Annotated in this window: 16 protein-coding genes and 1 tRNA gene; 10 read left to right on the forward strand and 7 right to left on the reverse strand. The window is 38.7% G+C overall.

Annotated features, from left to right (window positions below; all coding sequences use genetic code 11):
• Window positions 1-37: 37 nt before the first annotated feature.
• Window positions 38-1,519 (reverse strand): phytoene desaturase family protein, encoded by a 1,482-nt coding sequence (locus AC04QZ_RS13355; RefSeq protein ID WP_478358145.1) that lies wholly within the window; start codon window positions 1,517-1,519, stop codon window positions 38-40.
• A 180-nt stretch (window positions 1,520-1,699) separates the two neighbouring features.
• Between AC04QZ_RS13355 and AC04QZ_RS13360 the strand changes: the two genes are divergently transcribed.
• From AC04QZ_RS13360 to AC04QZ_RS13370, 3 genes are all read left to right on the forward strand, one after another.
• Window positions 1,700-2,290 carry a hypothetical protein gene (locus AC04QZ_RS13360; RefSeq protein WP_478358146.1) on the forward strand — a complete coding sequence of 197 codons (591 nt, stop codon included), beginning with the start codon at window positions 1,700-1,702 and terminating at the stop codon, window positions 2,288-2,290.
• Window position 2,291: 1 nt separating this feature from the next.
• The gene (locus AC04QZ_RS13365) at window positions 2,292-2,978 is read left to right on the forward strand and encodes a lycopene cyclase domain-containing protein (RefSeq protein WP_478358147.1); all 687 of its coding nucleotides are present in this window, start codon (window positions 2,292-2,294) and stop codon (window positions 2,976-2,978) included.
• 390 nt (window positions 2,979-3,368) lie between these two features.
• Complete coding sequence (locus AC04QZ_RS13370; protein ID WP_478358148.1) at window positions 3,369-3,611, forward strand: cytochrome b5 domain-containing protein; 243 nt, start codon at window positions 3,369-3,371, stop codon at window positions 3,609-3,611.
• Between the two features lie 140 nt (window positions 3,612-3,751).
• Here the strand turns inward: AC04QZ_RS13370 and AC04QZ_RS13375 are convergent, their stop codons facing one another.
• On the reverse strand, window positions 3,752-4,672 hold the full coding sequence (locus AC04QZ_RS13375; protein WP_086548998.1) for a PfkB family carbohydrate kinase: 921 nt from the start codon (window positions 4,670-4,672) through the stop codon (window positions 3,752-3,754).
• A 259-nt stretch (window positions 4,673-4,931) separates the two neighbouring features.
• Between AC04QZ_RS13375 and AC04QZ_RS13380 the strand changes: the two genes are divergently transcribed.
• The 4 genes from AC04QZ_RS13380 to AC04QZ_RS13395 all read left to right on the forward strand — a co-directional run bounded on the left by AC04QZ_RS13380 (window position 4,932) and on the right by AC04QZ_RS13395 (window position 6,907).
• Window positions 4,932-5,008: transfer RNA gene (locus AC04QZ_RS13380), tRNA-Asn, on the forward strand.
• A gap of 99 nt (window positions 5,009-5,107) precedes the next feature.
• Window positions 5,108-5,413 carry a GIY-YIG nuclease family protein gene (locus AC04QZ_RS13385; protein ID WP_478358149.1) on the forward strand — a complete coding sequence of 102 codons (306 nt, stop codon included), beginning with the start codon at window positions 5,108-5,110 and terminating at the stop codon, window positions 5,411-5,413.
• 648 nt (window positions 5,414-6,061) lie between these two features.
• Window positions 6,062-6,469 carry a putative quinol monooxygenase gene (locus tag AC04QZ_RS13390; RefSeq protein WP_478358150.1) on the forward strand — a complete coding sequence of 136 codons (408 nt, stop codon included), beginning with the start codon at window positions 6,062-6,064 and terminating at the stop codon, window positions 6,467-6,469.
• 36 nt (window positions 6,470-6,505) lie between these two features.
• A complete protein-coding gene (locus AC04QZ_RS13395; RefSeq protein WP_478358151.1) occupies window positions 6,506-6,907 on the forward strand; it encodes a (R)-mandelonitrile lyase in 402 nt (133 codons plus the stop codon).
• A gap of 245 nt (window positions 6,908-7,152) precedes the next feature.
• On the opposite strand, the gene AC04QZ_RS13400 is transcribed toward AC04QZ_RS13395, so the two are convergent.
• The 5 genes from AC04QZ_RS13400 to AC04QZ_RS13420 form a co-directional block, all read right to left on the reverse strand.
• A complete protein-coding gene (locus AC04QZ_RS13400; protein WP_478358152.1) occupies window positions 7,153-9,228 on the reverse strand; it encodes a sulfatase-like hydrolase/transferase in 2,076 nt (691 codons plus the stop codon).
• Window positions 9,229-9,338: 110 nt separating this feature from the next.
• Window positions 9,339-11,129 carry a RagB/SusD family nutrient uptake outer membrane protein gene (locus AC04QZ_RS13405; RefSeq protein ID WP_478358153.1) on the reverse strand — a complete coding sequence of 597 codons (1,791 nt, stop codon included), beginning with the start codon at window positions 11,127-11,129 and terminating at the stop codon, window positions 9,339-9,341.
• 64 nt (window positions 11,130-11,193) lie between these two features.
• Window positions 11,194-14,424: a SusC/RagA family TonB-linked outer membrane protein gene (locus AC04QZ_RS13410; RefSeq protein WP_478358154.1), complete on the reverse strand. Its 3,231-nt coding sequence runs from the start codon at window positions 14,422-14,424 to the stop codon at window positions 11,194-11,196.
• A gap of 246 nt (window positions 14,425-14,670) precedes the next feature.
• Entirely contained in the window at window positions 14,671-15,669 is a 999-nt protein-coding gene (locus AC04QZ_RS13415; RefSeq protein WP_478358155.1) for a FecR family protein, read from the reverse strand.
• A 75-nt stretch (window positions 15,670-15,744) separates the two neighbouring features.
• Window positions 15,745-16,293 carry an RNA polymerase sigma factor gene (locus AC04QZ_RS13420; RefSeq protein WP_478358156.1) on the reverse strand — a complete coding sequence of 183 codons (549 nt, stop codon included), beginning with the start codon at window positions 16,291-16,293 and terminating at the stop codon, window positions 15,745-15,747.
• 365 nt (window positions 16,294-16,658) lie between these two features.
• Between AC04QZ_RS13420 and AC04QZ_RS13425 the strand changes: the two genes are divergently transcribed.
• The 3 genes from AC04QZ_RS13425 (at window position 16,659) to AC04QZ_RS13435 (ending at window position 21,553) form a co-directional block, all read left to right on the forward strand.
• Window positions 16,659-17,207 (forward strand): RNA polymerase sigma factor, encoded by a 549-nt coding sequence (locus AC04QZ_RS13425; RefSeq protein WP_478358157.1) that lies wholly within the window; start codon window positions 16,659-16,661, stop codon window positions 17,205-17,207.
• A 55-nt stretch (window positions 17,208-17,262) separates the two neighbouring features.
• Window positions 17,263-18,282 (forward strand): FecR family protein, encoded by a 1,020-nt coding sequence (locus AC04QZ_RS13430; RefSeq protein WP_478358158.1) that lies wholly within the window; start codon window positions 17,263-17,265, stop codon window positions 18,280-18,282.
• Window positions 18,283-18,370: 88 nt separating this feature from the next.
• A complete protein-coding gene (locus AC04QZ_RS13435) occupies window positions 18,371-21,553 on the forward strand; it encodes a SusC/RagA family TonB-linked outer membrane protein (RefSeq protein ID WP_478358159.1) in 3,183 nt (1,060 codons plus the stop codon).
• The last annotated feature ends 19 nt before the right edge of the window (window positions 21,554-21,572 follow it).

Genomic DNA, 21,572 nt, shown 5'->3' on the forward strand with positions numbered 1-21,572 from the left:
TTTTGTGGTTATAAAGATAAGGGAAATTTTAAATTTGTCAAGCTTTTTTTAACTTTTTTTTTATTTCTTTTGCTACCACTTGTCCGGAGATGATTGCAGGTGGCACACCAGGCCCCGGAACGGTTAATTGTCCGGTGTATAAAAAATTCGTTACCTTACTTTTCATTTTAGGTTTTAAAAAAGCAGTTTGTTTCAAAGTGTTTGCTAATCCATACGCATTTCCTTTAAAAGCATGGTAATCGGCGACAAAATCGTTCATGGCATAACTGCGCTTAAACAAAATGTGGTCACGAATGTCATTCCCGGTTAAATTTTTAAAGCGATCGGTTAACAAATTGAAGTATGCTTCCCTTTTACTTTCGCTATCTTTTAAATCAGGTGCTACCGGAATTAAAAAGAAAAGATTCTCGCAGCCTTCCGGTGCTACGCTTTTATCTGTTACCGAAGGACAGCATACATAAAATAGCGGTTTTGATGGCCATTGCGGATGGGTGTAGATTTCTTCAGCATGCTGATCAAAATCTTCATCAAAAAATAAGTTATGGTGTAATATGTTGTTTAGCTTTTTATTTAATCCCACATAGAACAAAAGGCAGGATGGCGCCATGGTTCTCTCGTCCCAATATTTTTCGCTGTAATTGCGGTAAGGTTTATCAAAAAGATGCTGATCGATATGGTGGTAATCGGCATTGCCGACCACAAAGTCGCTTTTAAAATTTCCCTTATTCGTGATTACGTACTCTGCCAGGTTATTTGTTACTTCAATTTTGGTTACTTCGGTATTGAAAATAAATTTTACGCCTTCGCTTTCAGCTATTTGTTGCATAGCGGCTACAATTTTGTGCATACCACCCATAGGGTACCAGGTGCCTAATACAAGATCGGCATAGTTCATCAAACTGTATAAAGCCGGTGTATTTTGTGGCGTGGCACCTAAAAACAGAACCGGGAATTCTAACAATTTTCTCAAGCGATCATTTTTGAACAATTGGTGCACATGTTTCCGCATATTGCCCAAAAGTTGGAGTTTAATACCGCTTATGGCTAATCTCGGGTCGAAATATTCCATTACGCTGTGCGAGGGTTTAAAAACGTACTCGTTCATGCCCACATCGTATTTATATTTGGCCTGATCGAGAAAATATGTCAGGTTTTTGCTGCTTCCTGGCTCCAGCTTTTCAAATAAAGCGTATAAATCAGCTAATGTTGCCGGAACATCAATAGTATCTTTTTTGCCAAAATAAATCCGGTAAGAAGGACTTAACCTTTTTAGCGTATAAAAATCAGAAGCTGTTTTGCCGAAAAGCTTGTAATAGTTTTCAAACACATCGGGCATCCAGTACCAACTTGGGCCCATATCGAAAAGAAAACCATCTTTTTGCCAGCTCCGGGCCCTGCCGCCAGCCATTCCATTTTTTTCGATAACTGTAACATCGCAACCATCTTTAGCCAATAAAGCTGCCGCAGCCAAACCTGCAAAACCAGCGCCGATAATGGTAACCGTGGGTTTTTTCTCCATGGTGTAAATAAAGGAATTTTATTGCGTTTTGTTTTTGTTATTCTAATATTCTATTATTCTGCACCTGATGCAAAATCTTTAAAGCATGTAGGGTATAGGCGATTAATAAAACATAGGTTTTGCCATTAAGGAGTTAAGCAAGTTAAGCGGGATTATCTTAATGCCCTTAATTTCTTAATATTGAAGCGTGAATATCTGCAAAGAGAACTCCTGATAGATTTCTTACCTTTGCCTAAACTCATGATTAAACTACGCATTATATTTTTTCTGCTATTTGCAGCAAGCCATGTTACTTACGCTCAGTTAACTGCTCAGGAAATTTCGATATTAAAAACGAATATGGTTAAGGCGGTAGAAAACTCCAGGCTAACCGACTCGTTGTTTACCAGGCTGAACAAACTGCCCAACAAAACCGCACTAATAACCGGCTATACCGGCACATTAGAGGCGCTTAAAGCCAAGCACTCATGGAATCCATACAACAAGATCAGGTATGTGAGCCGATCGCTCAAAACCATGCAAAAAGCCATTGATATGGATAAAGAAAATATGGAAATCCGTTTTATGCGGTTTTCGATTGAATTTTATACCCCTTCCTTCCTCGGTTTCAGCAAAGATTTAGCACTGGATAAAAAAGAGATCGTTAAACATTATCAAAATGAAAATTTTGGCCTTGCCGATCGCGAGCTGGTTAAAAACGTAGCTAAATTTATGATCGACAGTAAAAAATGTACGCCAGCTGAAGTTAAAATTTTAACAAAACACCTTTAGTATGAATTATATCTACCTGCTGATTAATCTTGGCGTAATTTTCTTTCCCCTGGTTTTGTCGTTCGATAAAAAGGTGCATTTTTTTAGCAAATGGAAATTTGTATTCCCTGCAATACTCATCACAGGTCTGGTGTTTTTAGTTTGGGATATCCTGTTTACCAAACTCAATGTATGGTCTTTTAATCCCGATTACCTTATTGGGGTAAATCTTTTGGGATTACCCTTAGAAGAGATCCTGTTCTTTTTAACGGTTCCCTATGCCTGTGTATTTATTTACGAATGTTTAAATGCCTACTTTCCTAAAAACAACCTGCAAAAGTATAGTCTGGCCGTCAGTAATTTGTTCCTGGGCCTTTGTGTGGCCATTTTATTTTTTGGCTATAACAGGTGGTATACGCTGATCAATTTTGGCTTTTTATTTATGGTGCTGGCCTATGTTGAATATGTGAATGTGGAGTTCAGGTTTATGTACAAATTCTATAGGGCCTACCTGGTTTCACTTATTCCCTTTTATATTGTAAACGGCTTTTTAACTTCTATTCCGGTGGTGATTTATAACGATCAGCAAAACCTTGGTTTTAGAGTAGGTACTATTCCTTTTGAGGATCATTTTTATTTAATGGGGCTGTTGTTGATGAATATTTACCTCTACGAAGTTTTTAAAAGCAAGGACGTTATAAGAACTTAAAGGAGTGTTTTTAAATTAGGAAATTGTTGGCCTGTGGTTCTTGGAGGCTGGCAGTCCCGCTTTACGCTTTACTCCGTTGCACTTCGTGTTCGCTCCAATCGCGTTTACGGACAAGGGGTTGTGCCTTGTAAACCAGCAAATGAAATGCTGCTAGGGCTACCTAGCCCCGGTTGAAGTGTTACCCTGCAGCAACGAGGTATCCCGAAGTTTCGGGAAAGCGTATAAGCGTAAAACGGGAAGTAACTTGGTGCTTTGTAGCGAACTTGCGCTCCAAAAACAATAGCTAAATCAAGCATGTAAGGCATTGAAGGTAATATAAGCTTATATGGTACTTAAATTTCTTATCTGGTTAAAAACCTTTTTGTTTATCTTCAACCCGAAATTAATTAAATGGATTTACCCAGCTATACCAAGCAGCAACTCGCCTTACGCAACGGACATGACAAACCTCAAATATGGGTGGCTTATAAAGGTTTGATCTACGATATGACCGATAGCAGGCTGTGGCGGAACGGCAAACATTATGAACACTGGGCTGGTCAGGATTTAACTGATGAACTACCCGATGCACCCCACACCGAAGCTGTTTTCGAAAAATTCTTACCGATAGCCATATTGGCTACACCCAATTGATTTTAATAAGCGTAGATTGTTCAGCGAAGATTTTACTCTATAAAAAAGCTGCAGATTTAAAAGAAATTCATCTTTAAACCTGCAGCTCAATTTATCTGCAGTACGAAACAGGGAACTGCCTATTGAAAATTGTTAACTGATTACACTTCAATCGTAAAAGCACTTAAGCTTACAAATTCCTGAATTCTTGCAGCAACTTCTTCATCCGTTAAATTTAATAACTTCTCTGTTCCGAATTTCTCTACACAGAAAGAAGCCAATGCAGAGCCATAAATGATGGCGTTTTTCATGTTATTGAAGTTGATTGTGCCCACTTTAGCCAAATAACCGATAAAACCTCCTGCGAAAGTATCGCCGGCACCAGTTGGATCAAATACTTCTGCCAAAGGCAAAGCCGGAGCAGAGAAAATCTGGTCTTCGTGGAATAACAATGCACCATGTTCGCCTTTTTTAATAATCAGGTATTTAGGTCCCATTGCAAGGATTTTTTTAGCAGCTTTAACCAACGAGTATTCGCCTGATAACTGACGTGCTTCAGCATCGTTAATGGTTAATACATCTACCATTTTAATGGTTTCCAACAAATCATCCATCATAATATCCATCCAGAAGTTCATGGTATCCATTACGATTAATTTCGGGCGGTTTTTAAGGCGTTTAATTACCGTTTGCTGCACCTGTGGGGTTAGATTGCCTAACATCAGGTATTCGCAGTCCTGATAGCTCTCCGGGATAATCGGGTCGAAATTTTCCAATACATTCAGTTCGGTAATTAAAGTATCGCGGCTATTCATGTCGTTATGGTATTTTCCCGACCAGAAAAATGATTTTTCACCTGCTTTAATCTGTAGTCCTTCGGTATCAATACCGTGTGCGGTGAAGGTGTCGATGTCTGATTGATGAAAATCATCACCTACTACTGCTACAATTTTTGCTTTATTATAAAAGTAAGAAGCCGCTAAACTGGCGTAAGTTGCCGCTCCACCTACAATTTTATCTGTTTTTCCGAAAGGAGTTTCAATAGCATCAAAAGCTACAGTACCTATGATTATCAGGCTCATATCTATGTATTAATTTTTTTTTAAAATTTTTCACTGCAAATATTGCATAAATAATTTAAAAGCCCTAATATTGCATTCCCAAAACGAACAAGGCTATGTGTGCCGCAAAGTACAGAGAACCTCGTTTTAGGAAACGACCAGTACTCCTTCTTAGCTCAGCTGGTTAGCGTCCCGCACATGCGGGATTAATCAGAGGTTAAGAAAAGATCAGAGGATTTTGATCAGTATTAATGAAAACACAACCAGAATAAATAAATATTCCTTCTTAGCTCAGCTGGTTAGAGCATCTGACTGTTAATCAGAGGGTCGCTGGTTCGAGCCCAGCAGAGGGAGCCAAAACCCGCAACGAAAGTTGTGGGTTTTTTGCGTTTGGGGCTGGCGATAAGTTTATGGGAGTCCAGCAAAGGAACAGATTTCTTATTTTTAAAGATTTTTATGGAATTCTTTATTTACATCCTATACTCCGAGGGCTCCAATGTTTATTATATTGGCCATACGAACGATTTTACCAGGCGATTGGAAGAACATAATACCTCAGAGCACTCGACCTTTACCGCTAAACATCGCCCCTGGGTTTTAAAAGTAGTTTACGCCTGTGGTAATCTAAGGGCAGAGGCGGTCAAGATCGAACGGTTTATAAAAAAACAGAAAAGTAGAAATTTAATAGAGAGACTTATTGAAGGTAGTGAGTTAACAGGAATCTTAGCTCAGCTGGTTAGAGTCCCGCATGTGCGGGATTAATCAGAGGGTCGCAGGTTCGAGCCCAGCAGAGGGAGCAGATTGAAAGCCTTACAACACCGTTGTAAGGCTTTTTTGTTTTATATTCCTGCTGGGCGAGAAGTTATTCTGAGCGCAGGCGAAGGGAACCCAGCAGAGGGAGCCAATGCCTTTCAGGTTATCGTAAAGGCGTTTTTGTTTTTAACTGATTTTCAAATCGTTAATACAGTAAATAGAGGATTATTTTGGTTTGAGTACAATATCCACACCATACTGTTTAAAGCATTCAAAAATCTCAAACTTGCTTTACTAACATCTTCCTAGCGAATAAGTTATAATCTACATTCCCGGCTTTTTTTTGGTTAGATGCTGTTAAATTCCATAGGATTGCAAGTTTTGCTGGCATTATATAGTTTATTTGCCTGTTTTGAAAAGAAATAAATTAAGTTAATGTATTTTTCTGCTTCCTCTTATGAAAGATTCGTGCCTTTAGCTTTGAAGTATTCGATTACCTTTTTAGTAGAAAGAGATCTTGTGGTTTGATTTTTCATTATAGTTGTTTTGTTTGAAACTTAATAAATGGATGTACTCCAAACAACTGTTAGATAATAAAAGTATATTGTTATATTAATTAATTAAGTCGTACCCTGCCCATTTACTAAAATAGAATCTATGAAAAGAAAATACCCAATGCTGAATTTGTTCGTTTTAATTTTTATTTCATTAACAATGGTACAAACAGCCAACGCACAGCATAATGATAGAAAATTTCGTATCGCAAAAATACAAGTCTATCCTCAATATCTTGAAGAATATAAGGCCGCACTAGCTGAACATGCAAAAGATGCAGTCTTATTAGAACCGGGTGTATTGGCACTTCAAGCGGTTTATGACAAGTCTAATCCCCGAAATGTTACTGTTTTTGAGGTCTACGCAAATGAAGAGGCCTATCAAATACACTTAAAAACTAAGCATTTCTTGAAATATAAAAATGGCACGTTAAAAATGGTAAAGTCTCTCGATCTTGTTGAAGTTGCCCCAATTGGTATTGAAATTAAGAATGTGCTTTCAAAGCAATGATTTTTCAAATGAAATATAAATCTTAAACTACTCGAAATGAACAACACAGAAATATTCCCTATAGGTGAACCGTTATCCAATGATTGGTTTACCGGCAATGCTTTTTTATACCCATTAGTCAGCAAAGACAAGAACAATGAATTTTCGGCTGGAAGCGTAACCTTTGAACCTGGAGCAAGAACAAATTGGCATATCCACCCGAAGGGTCAGGTGCTGATAGTTATTGAAGGTAATGGTTTTTATCAGGAACAAGGCAGTAGGGCACAACCGATAAAGAAAGGTGACGTGGTAAATATTCCTGAAAATGTAATACATTGGCACGGTGCATCCGCTACAATGAAAATGGTTCACATTGCTATTACAAATTTCAAGGATGAGACACAGGTAACCTGGCTGAGTCCAGTATCCCACGAAGAATACAATGAAGTAGTTAAGTAAGAGACTTTCGGGTATTAAGGTGTCAATAAATAGGCTCTGTTTTGTGATGTTTTAAATTAAGAACAGTATGGTTCCATTATTGTAAAAGATTTTCATCAATTTTTGCGATTAGGACTGGCGAGAAGTTTATCCAACTTTACATGGGTGTTTGAGTTGACGTGACAAAAACAAAGCCTTACCATTTTAAATGGTAAGGCTTTGTTTTTAGATTTTTTTAAGCGAAAACAAGATGTACTAAGGAATGATTAATAAAGGCAATTCTGGTCTCCTAAATTTTGCCATATGCCATCTGAACCTTTAAATTGAAATTCTAGTTTTTCTTTCGTGTTTTTATCTTTTAAATAGTAAATGGTAATCGGATGAAAGCCCTTTTCGAGTGTTACGCTTTTCTGGATCATCTCTCCATTTTTATAATCAAAATCGGCATCCAATAAATTAATTTGATGAAGTTTGACAAAGGCCTTACCCTGTGCCGCCAGTTTAAATGAATAAACCCCGTTTTTAGGAATTTTGATAAAAGTTTTAAATACCACCAGGCCTGTTTGATTTTTTTTAGCCACAGACAGTGATTTAACTTCTCCCTTTCCATTAGCCTTTGCCAGATCTAGTGAGGGTATATATGGGAAATCGCCATTAAAGAAGAACCATTTCAAGCCGTATTTTGCATTTTTAGCTAAGGATATGCCTGGAATAGGAGCGGTATCATATGGTCGCGGGGCATCCGAATCGGGTGTTCTAACCTGAAGTACTTTAGCTTTCATTTGAGCCTGCAGCTTGTTAAAGCCAGTTTGTTTGGCCAGATTGTTTATTTCCTTTGGATCTTTTAGAACGTTATAAATTTCAAAATTGTCATCTGCTGATTTAATATCATACCGTACCCCAACAAAGTCTCCAAATCTGATCATTTGCATCTGGTTTCGTTTCCTGCCCGCATGATCAGGCTCGAACTGCTCAAAATTTGGCGTGTTACCTTGCTCAAAATATTCAACATATACCAGGCCATTGGTCTGTTTTCCCTGGTTAGTTAATGCCGGGGCTAATGATACACCGGTTGTTCGCACAGGAATTGATGTTTTAGCTATTTCTGCAAAGGTTGGCAGCCAATCAGACAACATGGATGGCGTGTTGACCACTTTTCCGGCAGGGATATGTTTGGGCCAGGTAACCAGTGCTGGCATGCGAACACCACCTTCCCAACAATCGCGTTTTATGCCATCAAACTGGCCGTAGCTTTCAAAAAAAGTTGGTTTATATGCAACAAAAGGCTTTGGTAAATATGATTCTATTGATGGTCCGTTATCAGAAGTGAAAACAATTAGGGTATTATCATCAATTTTTAAATCTGAAAGTAATTTTCTGATATCACCAACGGCATCATCCAATCGTCTTACTGCTGTTGCATATCTTTTGTAGGTATCTGGCCATGGGACATTTGGTGTGTTAGGGTTTTTATCATCATCATAGGTTGCATTGGCGTAATCTGGATGTAAGTAACTATCTACCGTACCTGATGCGGTATTAATCATTTTCCCTTGCTGGCCAAGCCATTTTAAGCCTCCGTTAAGGCCACCCCCACTAGGGTAACTTTGGGTTGGCAGCTCCAGTACTGCATGTGGCGCATCATATGCCAGGTATATAAAAAAAGGAGTTTTCTTTGTATTATCCTTTTCAAAATTAATAATATAGTCTTTGGCTTTTGCCGTCCACAAATCGGTGGTATAACACTTTTCTAACCCATTTGAAACTTCCAGGTAATTTGCCCAAACCTCTTTTTTTCCTCTATAAACTCCTTCCAGTGGATAATGTTCGTGGCCATCTGAATGTCGCATGTAACCAAAATAATTGTCAAAGCCTCTTTTTAACGGATGAGCAGGCCAGTCTGGTTTTTGCTTTTCGTTGGTTCCCTGTAAGCCCCACTTTCCTATGGCAACGGTATTGTACCCGGCATTTTTCAGCACGTTGGCGATGTTATGATTATGCTCCAGTGCTTTATCAAATTGATTATCTCTAACATGGGCATTACCTTGATTTACTCCGGTGAGCAATGATGCCCTTGAAGGTGCGCAAACCGGTGCATTTGCATATTGTTGACTGAGCACAGCACCAGAGGCAGCCATGTTATCTAGATGCGGCGAAAATAATGCCGGGAGATCTTTGTTTTTTTGTTTTTGGAATAATACACCTAAATCACCATAACCTAAATCGTCTACCAGAATATAAATGATATTGGGTTTTTGCTGGGCATGCAGACTAACTCCGCACGAAAAGAAATAAACGATAAAAAAAAGCAAGCCCAGGATTTTGTTTTCTGTGTTTCTCATATTCACTTTAAAATGCATGACTAAATTGACGTTTCGCTATAAATGGTTAAAATAACCATGGTTTTATCTTTATTCAACCATGGCTATTTTTAAGTGTTAATTAAAATGAACTATTTCCACCCAGGATTCTGTACAATTTTTGGATTTAATACAATCTGATTGGATGGAATTGGGTAAAGATAATAATATTCAGGAAAAGGGCTTGGGGGGATACCCAGATATGAAATATAACCAGCAGTTGCCCCATTTTGAATTGGAATAATGCTATTTGCTGGCACATCGACCCCTTTGGTCAGGTACCTTCCCAGTTTTTCTTTAACCGCATACTCCATTTTTTTCCACCTGCGTAAATCATCAAATCTAAAGCCTTCACCAATCAGCTCTATTGCTCTTTCTCTTCTAATTTCCCACAAAACCGGTACTACCGCTGGGTCACGGTTAGGGTCGTTGCTTATTGTTGCTAAATTTAATGGGGCAACAGCGCCTCTTGCTCTTAATTTGTTGATGGTTGCATCGGCTATTGCCTGATTAAAAGTTCCCAATTCGTAACTGGCCTCTGCATGGTTAATCAATAATTCGCCCATTCTGAAGAGCGGGCAATCGCTTATATCCTGACCTTGCGCATCCTGTACCTGCTGATTATAATATTTGTAAAATCTGTAGCCGGTGTAGGTAACCGAGTAAGGCTGACCATTGGGAAAATCGACATAGTGAGGTTCCTGTCTCACTACAAAGCCGTTCCAGTTGCGCGTGGGCAATGTTTTATGCGTCTCATCAGAAATGGATTTCATTAAACCAAAATAGGAGGTATCTACCGGATTGGTGGTGTATGTGAAGTTTAAACTTGGAGGTGTGGTGTTTACAACAAAGGGTGGTGGTACACAGAAATACAAGCGTCTATCCCTGTTTCTGAACTCTGTAAAAGGGGATTTATCGCCTTGAAATAGCGGACTCGTAAAACGCGTTTGGCCATCTGTCATTAAAAACATATCGGCAGCAGCTTTAGTGAGGTCATACCTTCCGGCTGAGTTTCTATTTTGGGTGGATAGGCCATGGGTAATCTGATTCGCTACGTAGGCTTTATACAATATGATTCCGGGTACGCCCGCCAAAGAAACACTGTTGAATTCTAAATCGTAACTCGGGTTTAAGGTTGGAAAGGTTGCCATTAATTTTGTTGAAGCATCAACACTTGCCTGAAGATAAATGTTGGCATTGTTCAGGCTATGGTATTTGCGCCAGGTACCTTCCCTTAATCCAAAGCGGGAAATGAATGCCCTAACCACATTTGCATCGATGGTGTTGGCCCCGTCGCCATTTTTGAGATTGGCTTCAGCATATTGCAGGTCCTTTAAAATACCCGCTGCCACCACATCCCGCGAGCTACGTGGCATCGTTAATTCTTCTGATTTGTCATTCAGTGCGTGGTCTACATAAGGCACATCGCCATATAAATTAATTAGGCTGGCATGGTTGTATGCCCTGAAAAAGTAACCAATGCAGCGCCAATGTTCTTTATCGGCGGGACTTAATGTAGATTGATCGATATAATCGAGCATTAGGTTAATTGATCTGATGTTTGCATAAGGTCTCGAGTAGGAATCGGCTGATGAAGGAATGGTCATTTGCTGCCAGATCCATTGCGATTGGCCATTTGGGTTTGCATTAGCGAACATATCACTATTGAGATCTCTATCTAACATCTCATTGGTGTAACCAGCAAATGCACTATAAAATTGCCAGGAGTAAGTTAAAAAGCCATTATAATCAGAAAGGGTATTTTCTAAGGTAAGCTGGCCCTCGGGTTTAAGGTCTAATTTGTTGCAGCCAATGGTTGCAGTTAAAAGACAGCAAACCACGGCGCATTTTATTTTTGATATGGTTGAGGTATTCTTTTTCATGATTTCTTTTTTAAGGTTTAACCTTCAATAAATTTTTCTGATGCAATGAAGAAGTAGGGATATACTAAAAACTGATATTTGCTCCAAAGCTGTATTTTTTAATAAAGGGGTATATCCCACCACTGCCCAGATTTTGAGCTTCAGCATCCAATCCGTCAGGTAAGTGGTCTAAAGTCAGCAGGTTTTCTCCTGAGAAAAATACCCTTGCCTTTATCCTATCTTTGAATAGTTTAGCAGGTAAGGTGTATCCCAATGATATATTTTTAAGTCGCAGGTAAGCCCCGTTTGATAAGTATCTTGTTTGTACCAGTCTGCTTGTGCCGGTGTTTCCAGAGGCGTTTGAATAAGATCTTGGATAAAAAGCATTGGTGTTACTCGGTGTCCAATAATCTAGTTCATTGGCAAAAATACCACTGAATTGATCCAGATAAGGGAAGTACACCTGATTGCTGATCCAAATATCGCGTTTACCTACTCCGTTTATGAAAAAGGAAAAATCGAAATTTTTGTACGATGCGTTACCATTAAAGCCAAATTGTAGTTGGCGGTTGTTATTGCCGATGATAGATCGGTCTCCCGGATCAGATAGTGTGCTGTTTCCTGTAAATATGGTGCCATCAGCATTTAAATCTACAAACCTGATATCACCGGGATTCTGATTGATGCCTTTGTAAGGTGCTATTCCTGGATTTAACTTTCCATTCTGCAGGTTGGCGTTCAGCGTTCCTGCAACAAAATCGCTATTGGTAAAAAAGCCCTGTGTAGTGTAACCCCAAATATCTCCAATCCGCTGGCCAACAAAATAGTTGGAAATTGTTCCATCTGCATTAAAGTTAAGTAAGCCACTTGGATTATTGTAATTGGTAATATAGGCCTGATTGTTTGATAGGTTAAAGTTTATCGCGTATTTAAAGTCGTTTATCTTATCGTTCCATCCTAAGTTAACTTCCCAGCCCTTTACTTTTAAATCTGCAACATTTTGTAACGGTGCAGCAGTACCCAATATCGTAGGTAACTCGTTACTCGGGGCAAGCATCCCTAGTGTTTTTCTGATATAAGCATCAAACGAACCTGTTAAGTGATTATTGAAAAAGCCGAAATCAAGTCCAATGTTCGAAGTTTGCACGCGTTCCCATGTAAAACTGGTGCTTACCAATGATGGTGGGGGCACGGTAACTCTTAAAACCCCAGTTACCGGATCTATCCAGGTTGAATTACTTGGTGACGAGGCTGGGATATACGGATAATAATTTTGCGAACCATCGGTATTTAGCACAACCTGATTGCCAATCTCTCCATATGATGCCCTTAGTTTTAGTGCGGTTATGGTTGATTTTATTTTTTGCATAAAGGATTCACCTGCGATATTCCAGCCGGCAGAGAATGAAGGAAAGAACCCAAAACGTCCGTTAGACGGGAAACGTGAAGATCCATCATAACGCCCGGTAGCTTCTAATAAATACCGACCATCATAATTGTAATTCAATCGGCCAAAATAACCGGAAACGGCGAAGGATGAGAATCCATCATTACTATTGATGGTACCCGTACTGCCAGAAATTGAAGGCGAGCCCTGGCTGATAACATTTAGCCTGCTCACCGCAAAATTGTTTTGTAAGCTTTTTTCCTGATTTGTGCCTAAAACAAAATCTAAATTATGTTTTTGCTTAATTATTGTTGAATAATTGGCGTAAATGTTAACAGCATTATAATTTGTGATGCTGTTATTACGGGAATAGCTCGAGTTTACTGCAATTGGCGATACCGTAAAATTCAAAGGATTAATGTATTGATTTACGGTGATCTGGCTAGTTTGGTTGGTATTTATCTGATTAAACGTATACTCGGCATTCAACTTCAACCCTTCAATTATATTATACTGTAATTTGCCAAACAATCTTAAGTTGTTGTCTTTCCTGATGTTAAAAGGCTCTTTCTCAAGAAAATTATTTGGCGTTGAATAAGGAAGTGTAGAGCCGTTGGGAGCCGTGCCAGAATCTGTAGGCGCATAAGGGCCAAAGGTGATGGCATTATAAAAAAGCTGAGCGAAATCTCTCGGAGAATTTGTGGTCGTGTTGTGATAAAGTACGTTAACGCTTGCCGTTAGTTTTGAGGTAAGGTTGGTATTTAAATAGGCGTTTAGGTTATAACGTGTAAAGGCATCAGCTTTGGTAGCCATAATCCCATCCTGGTTGGTGTACCCCGTTGATACCCTAAAATTTGATTTTTCAGATCCGCCACTGAACGATAGATTGTGCAGTTGCTCAAATCCACCGGGCATAAAGGAATCGTACAAATCAGTTTGTGCCAGCGGATATTGGATCCCATTTACGGTAGCGATACCTGTAGATGGAAATTGCCCTGGATTTTGTTGGTATTGCTGTAGCAGGTCGGCCCAGGTACTCACATTTTGGCCAGCCCAGTATGAAGTAGTTCCGAAATCATTGAGTGCCTGCACAAATTGTGTCACCGTTGTTTTTTGTGGTAAAGTGCTGGGGCTTGTATTGGCCAAATTACCAGAATACTCGAATTTGATAGGCTGGTTACGACCTCCCTGTTTTGTGGTGATTAAAATTACACCAAATGCCGCTCTCGCACCATAAATAGAGGATGCAGATGCATCTTTTAATACCGTTACTGTTGCAATATCCTTAGGATTAACGTCATCCATATTCATGGCCACGTTATCAACCAATACCAGTGGAGATCCACCATTTATTGAGGTAAAACCCCTGATGTTTAAATTGCTCCCAGTACCCGGCTGCCCGCTATTGGTGGTAACCTGAAGCCCGGGAGATGCACCCTGTAAAAGCTGTGAAGTGCTTGTTATAGGCCTGTCGCCCAATATTTCATCCATTTTTACGGTAGCCACTGCTCCCGTTAAATTGACCTTTTTCTGGGTACCAAAACCTACAACCACTACATCTTTTAAGTTACTGGTTTCTTCTTTTAATTTTGCCGTTAGGGATATTATGTCTCCGCCTTTAAGGTTATAACCACTCAAAGTTTGAGCCTCGTAGCCAATAAAACGGAGTACAAAAGAGTACGAGCCGGCTTGAAGGGATTTAAACTGAAAAATTCCGTCCAAATCAGTCTGGGTGGTTAGCGGCGGCCCCCCATTAAGGTTTTTTGCTGTAACTGATACACCGGGTAATGGTTTGTTTAGTTCATCTGTCACTAATCCTTTTACGGTAGCCGCATTTTGCGCCATTACATTTAAGGAAATTGCGAGCTGAAACAAAACAATTGCACTTACAATGAGCAAGTGTTTACTTTTTGAGTAAATTGATTTCATATATTAATATTTGGTTTTTTGGACATAACAATCCCTGCACTATCCGTTAGCGATTTGTTATTGAATAAAATAGGATACCCTACACAACAGGTTGATTAGGGCAACGACTAGTTTTTAGTTAGATTAGTTGCTTAGTTAAGCATGATGCTACGTTGCATTAGCTTATTGTAATTCTTTTCATGTTTGTACGGTTTGGTGGTTAGGGATTTAGTTACTTGGGGTATTTTTATGTGTTTTTTTAGCTTATTATGGTTTCTTTTCAATAACATATTCATTATCTCCGCTTTTGAAGAGCGTAAGTCCGTTTAACTTTACAATGTTCATCAAGATGTGTTGAATAGAATCTGTTTTGTCAAAAGTTCCTATGTAGTACATGTGTTCAAAATCATTGTTGGCGTATTGGATATGCACATTATATTTATTGGCAAGCTGATCAAAAACATCAGACAGTGGTTCTTTATCAAAAACAAGTAAATGGTTTTGTTCCTTCTTGTGATTGCCCATCCGATGCTTAATACTTGCAGTACTAGTGGTTTTATTATAGGTTAACTCATCTCCAGGGTATAAATAGAACTTTCTGGCAATTTTATTCACTGTCGATTTTACCACTACCTTACCTTCGTATAAGTGAACCACAATTTGAGCACTGTTCGGGTTTGATTTAATACTAAACTGGGTACCTAAAGCAGTTGTAGAAATATGACTGCTATATACCGTAAATGGCTTTGTTTTATCTTTAGCCACCTTAAAAAGTGCTTCTCCCTCTAAAGAAATATCGCGGCGGCGTTGAAATGGTTCATCATATTCAATTTTCGCATTGGCTTGTAATTCAACAGTAGAGCCATCAGCTAGTGTAAGTTTCTTAACCATTTTACTGTTATTCTGTATCACGCTGTGCTTAGAAACTTTTGCATGATATTCTTGTTTTTTCGATTCAGGAGTTTTTGGCAAATAACTTAGGGTAAATACAACCAACGCAGCAATAACAGATGCAGCTACCGCGTACTTTATAAATAAAGTTTTGCGTTTAATAATCGTTTGACTGGGCTTAATTTCAGCCCAGATTTCATCCCAGAATAGCGCTGTTTTGTCGTCATTAATAATTTCCTGGTCCCATTCACTTTTGCTTAAGTATTTATCCAACACTTCAGGATGATTATTTAAGTAGGCAACAACATGCTGAGCTTCTGGTTGACTGCACTTTTTTAAGAAAAATTTCTCAATTAAGTCATTTGTAACATGCATATTCTTTGGGTTGTTATATGGTAATACGTGGGAGAAGTTAAAAGTCCTTCGCTGATTTAATTTTTTTGAAAAAAATTATTTTAAGAGTAGAAAAATCAGAAACAAAGGGAGTGGGAATTCCTTACGGAGTTTTCTGAGTGCTTTGGTTAAATGGTTATCTACCGATTTTTCAGAGATACCTAACTTATTGGCAATTTCTTTATAGCTGTAACCTTCTAATTTATGTAATTCAAAAACCTTTTTTCGTAATTCGGGCATGTTGTTTAAAATGTGCTCGATCTGGCCTTTGGTATCAAACGCCATTGACTGCAAATTTTCCAGACTCTTTTTTTCGGTAGCTGTATTGACGGTGGAATTGATTTCCTCCTGTTTATTCGCTTTACGTATATGGTCTATAAGTACTGTTCTGGCAATGTGAAATAACTGCTGGTCTAAAGAAAAATCGATATTTACCGAGTTCCGGTATTGCCAGAGTTTTAAAAATGTACTTTGAAGCAAATCTTTGGCATCTTCTTCAGAATTAGTTTTACGCAAAAAATAATAGTAGCCTTTGCTTCTCCATTGTTTATAGGCAAGTTCGAAAGCAACCTCATCTCCTCTTTTTATGGCTAATATTAAATCCAAAATAATACCAGTTAGAATCGTAAATGTTTGTAATAGGTTATTGATTATAGGTGCTTAGATTTTGCATATCACATACAAAGCTTTCAAAATGTTTACTCCAGTACTTAAACAGCGGTTGATGCTTACTGGTAACGCTGGGCAATTTTTTGGAGGCTAAATTTAACCTCTAAATTAATACTATCCAAGACACCGGTCTGTTTTGAAAACGTCTTTCTATCTTCATTCAAATATATACAAAGTTTTAGTAATAACTGTTTAATGATTCTGGTGAAGACTTTTAACACGGTCCGGCTTGTTAATCCTTGTCAAACAGATAAATAAAGCATATATTTCGCTTACCAAATATCAAACTATTTAAAATCTTAATGGATGCATACATTCAACATATCATTGAAGGTGATCAGATAGCTTTTGAAATAGTATTTAAACTAAGTCACAAAAAAGTCTATGCCTACTTTAATAAGAAAACAGCCTCTAAAGAATTGGCTGATGAGCTTACACAGCTTGCTTTTATTAAAATGTGGCGTTTTAGGCATACTTTGACCCCGGATCTTACTTTGGATACTCAATTATTCCGGATTGCAAAAACTACTTTGCTTGATCATTTTAAAAAACTTGCAACGGAAGAAAGGAAATTGAAATCCTTTTATCAGGATAATATAACCGAATTATATGCCCCATCATCTGATTATGAAACCAACCAGCAACTGGAAGCTGTTTTAAACCAGTTGCCTCCAACACGTAAAAAGGTGTTTATACTGAGTAGGATCGAAGGTTATTCTTATAACGAAATTGCAGAGCAGCTCTCTATTTCTCCCCGAACGGTAGAGAAACACATCTCCTTAGCTTTAAAACAATTAGGCGGTTATGCGGGTGCAGCCATTATTGTTTCATTAGCCTATAATTTGGCCTAAAAAAAATATTTTTTATTGATTACGGGTAATCCCCACATTCAATCGTATTAGGTATATGAATATAACCGATCAGTTGCTGGATAGACATTTTAAAGGCCAGTGTACCCCGGAAGAAAAATTTGCAGTAAACGCTTTTTTAGCGCAGATAGATGAGTTTCCGGACCATTTACTGACGCAAAATGAGTGGGATAGCATAGGTGAGGCAGCATTATCACCAGAAAAGAGCGATCAGCTTTTCGATCAGATAAAGGCAAAAACCTTTCCAAAACTCAGGGTAAAGCAATGGTTAATCAATGTTGCAGCAGCAGCGGTTATTTTTATGGCGATAGGCTTATGGTACTTTAACCAGGCTCCGCATCAACCTAAACCTAAACTCGTATTAAATGAAAAAAAACAGAACCAGAAAGAACACGTAATCGATTGGAAATCGACTGTTAACTATGCCAATAGCTTTGAAAAAATAGAATTGCCAGATGGCTCAGAAGTTAAGGTTTATCCAGGAGCAGAAGTTCGCTACACCCAACCTTTTGTTCAGGAGAAAAGAGAAGTATACCTAACTGGAAAAGCTTACTTCAAGGTAACAAAGGATAAAAAACATCCTTTTGTGGTGTATGCAAACGGCGTTTCTACTACAGCGCTGGGTACCTCGTTTACCATAACTGCAGCCAAAAACAGCACCACCGTAAAGGTTGAACTGCACACGGGAAAAGTTTGGGTAAAAAATATAGGTTCCGATCTTCAAACACCGGTATTTAGCAGTATCCTTAAACCAGGGGATATATTAAGTATTGATAAATTGAATAACCTGTTAACGGTATCGAACGGTAAAAGTGCTAAACCTGTAGAAAAAACGGTTGCGATAAACCTAAGCCAGGCACCACTTAAAGAAGTTTTTAGCAAACTTGAAAACCACTATAAAGTAAGTATCAGCTTTATAGGCGAGGATGTTGACGACAAGTTTTTTACCGGAACAATTTATCTGCAAAAACCATTGGACAGCATATTGGCAGAAATTACAGAATTAAACAAACTCAAACTAACAAAATCAGGCAAAAGGTATCTGGTCAAAAAATAAAACAGCCATTACCGCTCTTTAATTTAACCAGCAATTTTATGCTGGAGAGGAACCTATTGCCCTAAAAAACCAAATAAAGAACCAAACAATGTTGAAAAAAATTACGCAGCGCATGTTGTTGTTTATGTTGCTAACCTGTGCCTGGGGCATAGCAAAAGCACAAAATGCAGAAGTTATTGGTGTTGTAAAAGATGAAAAAGGAGCTCCAATGGTTGGTGCAACGGTAGTAATCTCTTCCAAAAGTACCGACCAGAAGAAAACTGCACAAACCAATAACGAAGGGAAATTTGCGATTGCAAATCTTAATGCAAAAACACCCTACCTCATTACGGTATCGTTTGTAGGGTACAAATCTAAAACGATTGATAATTTCACACTTAAAGAGGCAGAGCAATCTTCATTAATAGTGCAGTTAGAAAGTAGTAATGAGCTAAACGATGTAGTTGTAGTAGGTTATGGGAAAAGTTCAAAAAGAAACCTGTTGCAAAGTGTAAGCGCAATTGATGCCAAACAGGTGGTAGAAGTACCAAATGCTACGCTCTCTCAGAGCCTGGCTGGGCGTATGCCTGGTTTGGTGGTTACCCAAAGTGGAGGTAAACCCGGGAAGGCATCAAGCATCAGGGTAAGGGCATTTGATGGCTTTGGCCCATCGCAGCCACCGCTTTTCGTAATTGATGGTGTTATTTCAGACCAGTTTGCGTTTGATGGTTTAGATGCCTCTGAGGTCGAAAATATTTCAGTATTGAAAGATGGCGCATCTGCTGCGGCATATGGTGTACGTGGAGCAAATGGTGTGGTTGTAGTTACCACGAGGAAAGGTGTTACTGGCCCACCAAAAATCAATCTTATTTCCAGTTATGGTATCAGTGAGGCTACGATCCAACCAAAAACCTTAAGTGCTTATGATGAAGCCATCTATTCGAACGATTATCTAAGGTATAGCAATCTTGATCCTAATGCCTACCTCACTGATGCAAGATATTACGCACCAGATGAGTTGGAATACTGGAAAAATAATGATGTGAATTTGGTGGAGAAATATTATAAAAGACCAACTGAATACCGTACCACGTTAAACATTTCAGGTGCCAGTGATAAGGTAAATTATTTTGTAAGCGGTTCTTATTACAAGGGAACAGGTTCTTTTGATAATGTGGATTATCAGAAATATAACATCAGGGCAAAGGTGGATGCCAATATTACCAAAGATTTAAATATTGCACTCAACTTAACAACCGACATTAGAAATGATCAAAAACCATTTTGGTTATATGATAACGATAATGATGATATGCCCAACTTATATCAGGGTTTGCTTACCCGTGGTAGAATGGCCCCCGATTATATTAATGTAAATGGAAAAGATTATCCTGTTGGTAATTTTATGAAATGGCACCCGGGAGAGGTGATAAATGGCAACACTGGTTATAACCGCAAAAAATGGAGTAATTATCAGGCTTTGGTAGATGTGAACTACAACTTATCATCATTGGTTGATGGTTTAAAATTACGTGCCACCTTCGCTAATTATACACGCCATGATTTTAGAAAATTATTAAATCAGCCTTACAAGCTCTATATTTTTAATAAAGCGGGTTCTAAGAACCATTTAGTAGGCGATCAGATAGACTTTAGCCAAACCCAAACCAGGAATGATGGCAATACCCTACAGGAGGTTTATAATGCATCAAGTTTTTATCAGTTGAATTTTTACATCAACTATGACAAATCTTTTGGAAAGCATAACATATCGGCTACTGCTGTTTATGAGCAGAGCGAAACCAATAACGATAATTTTTATGCCCAAAATCAATTTGTGCTCAATCGCGATCTCGATCAGTTAAACCTGGCCAGTAGCAATCCTTTATATTACAGTTTAGGTGGCAATGAATTTGATGATGGCCGTTTGGGCAGTTTTGTACGTTTAGGCTACAACTATGCGGGTAAATATTTATTGGAGGCGGGCATGCGCTACGAAGGGTCGAGGTATTTTATACCTACTAACCGTTATGCTTTTTTTCCATCAGTTTCTGTGGGCTGGCGTATTAGCGATGAAACCTTCTTTAAAGATAATGTAAAGTTTGTGAACGATCTTAAATTCAGGGCATCATTAGGCTTTACCGGGGCTGAACCCTTAGATGTTAACGGAAACAGAATAACCAACCTGCAATGGGCACAATATTATCGTAAGGCTGCCGCAGGTCCCATTTTTGGTGGTAATGTGAACAATGGAATTGCTTTAGGTACCTACCCAAATGCGGATATAACCTGGGAAAAGAAACGTTCGATAGATTTTGGTTTTGATGCCACTTTATTCAATAACAGTACAACGTTATCTGCAGCCCGTTTTATGAACAAGAGAACCGATATTCTAGGTGATGTTGGCGCTAGTGTTCCTACAACCTGGGGCGCATTCTATCCGTTGATCAATTTTGGAGTAATGGAATCAAGTGGTTACGAATTTGCCCTTAACTATAAAAAAGCAGTTAATGATAACCTCAGTCTAAATGCAGGGATTAATTACAGTTATGCGGTAAATAAACAGGTGCGTATTAATCAGGCTCCGGGTACAAGAGCTTATCAAAATCTGATTGGCAGGCCTACAGGCGGTATTACGGGGCTTATCGCTACTGATATTATCCGCACCCAGGCCGATCTTAATGCACTACCGGCCGGTTATACCATTAACGGGGCAACCCCTCGCTTGGGTATGTTGAACTTTAAAGATATAAGAGGAGCGACCAGCGATGCCCCAGATGGGAAAATTGATGGTAACGACCAGGAATTTATTGGTAAATATTCAACCCCACCGTCCACCTATGGTTTAACTTTGGGTGCCAACTGGAAATCGTTCAGTATTGATGTATTGATACAAGGTACAGGTAATTTTTACAAAATAAGACCTGCATTAAACAATGCACAATATGTATCCCCAGAGGCAGGGAGTGCCGAATTTTGGAAAGACCACTGGACACCAGATAATCCTAATGCTGCCTATCCGCTGTATTCTGATCAGGGAGGGAGTGGTAGCGCATCAACCTTTTGGCTAGATAATGCTTCATTTATCCGTTTAAAAAATATCAATTTAGGCTATGCCTTGCCAGCTAAAGTCATTAACAAAATAGGCTTTAAAGATATTAGGTTCTTTTTGAATGGATCAAATCTGTTCCTGTTCAAAAACAAAACCAAATATTACGATCCCGAAGCACAATCAATGTTGGCCTATCCGCTTAACCGAAATTATACTTTTGGTGTAAATGTTACATTATAAACCTATTATTAAATACGTT

Source organism: Pedobacter folensis (assembly GCF_056490665.1).

Coding starts and splice junctions, on each gene's coding strand:
- AC04QZ_RS13435 (WP_478358159.1), top strand. CDS start 18,371: ATGTTGAAAAAAATTACGCAGCGCATGTTGTTGTTTATGTTGCTAACC.
- AC04QZ_RS13425 (WP_478358157.1), top strand. CDS start 16,659: ATGGATGCATACATTCAACATATCATTGAAGGTGATCAGATAGCTTTT.
- AC04QZ_RS13405 (WP_478358153.1), bottom strand. CDS start 11,129: ATGAAAAAGAATACCTCAACCATATCAAAAATAAAATGCGCCGTGGTT.
- AC04QZ_RS13400 (WP_478358152.1), bottom strand. CDS start 9,228: ATGAGAAACACAGAAAACAAAATCCTGGGCTTGCTTTTTTTTATCGTT.
- AC04QZ_RS13410 (WP_478358154.1), bottom strand. CDS start 14,424: ATGAAATCAATTTACTCAAAAAGTAAACACTTGCTCATTGTAAGTGCA.
- AC04QZ_RS13430 (WP_478358158.1), top strand. CDS start 17,263: ATGAATATAACCGATCAGTTGCTGGATAGACATTTTAAAGGCCAGTGT.
- AC04QZ_RS13355 (WP_478358145.1), bottom strand. CDS start 1,519: ATGGAGAAAAAACCCACGGTTACCATTATCGGCGCTGGTTTTGCAGGT.
- AC04QZ_RS13365 (WP_478358147.1), top strand. CDS start 2,292: ATGAATTATATCTACCTGCTGATTAATCTTGGCGTAATTTTCTTTCCC.
- AC04QZ_RS13395 (WP_478358151.1), top strand. CDS start 6,506: ATGAACAACACAGAAATATTCCCTATAGGTGAACCGTTATCCAATGAT.
- AC04QZ_RS13370 (WP_478358148.1), top strand. CDS start 3,369: ATGGATTTACCCAGCTATACCAAGCAGCAACTCGCCTTACGCAACGGA.
- AC04QZ_RS13390 (WP_478358150.1), top strand. CDS start 6,062: ATGAAAAGAAAATACCCAATGCTGAATTTGTTCGTTTTAATTTTTATT.
- AC04QZ_RS13375 (WP_086548998.1), bottom strand. CDS start 4,672: ATGAGCCTGATAATCATAGGTACTGTAGCTTTTGATGCTATTGAAACT.
- AC04QZ_RS13385 (WP_478358149.1), top strand. CDS start 5,108: ATGGAATTCTTTATTTACATCCTATACTCCGAGGGCTCCAATGTTTAT.
- AC04QZ_RS13415 (WP_478358155.1), bottom strand. CDS start 15,669: ATGCATGTTACAAATGACTTAATTGAGAAATTTTTCTTAAAAAAGTGC.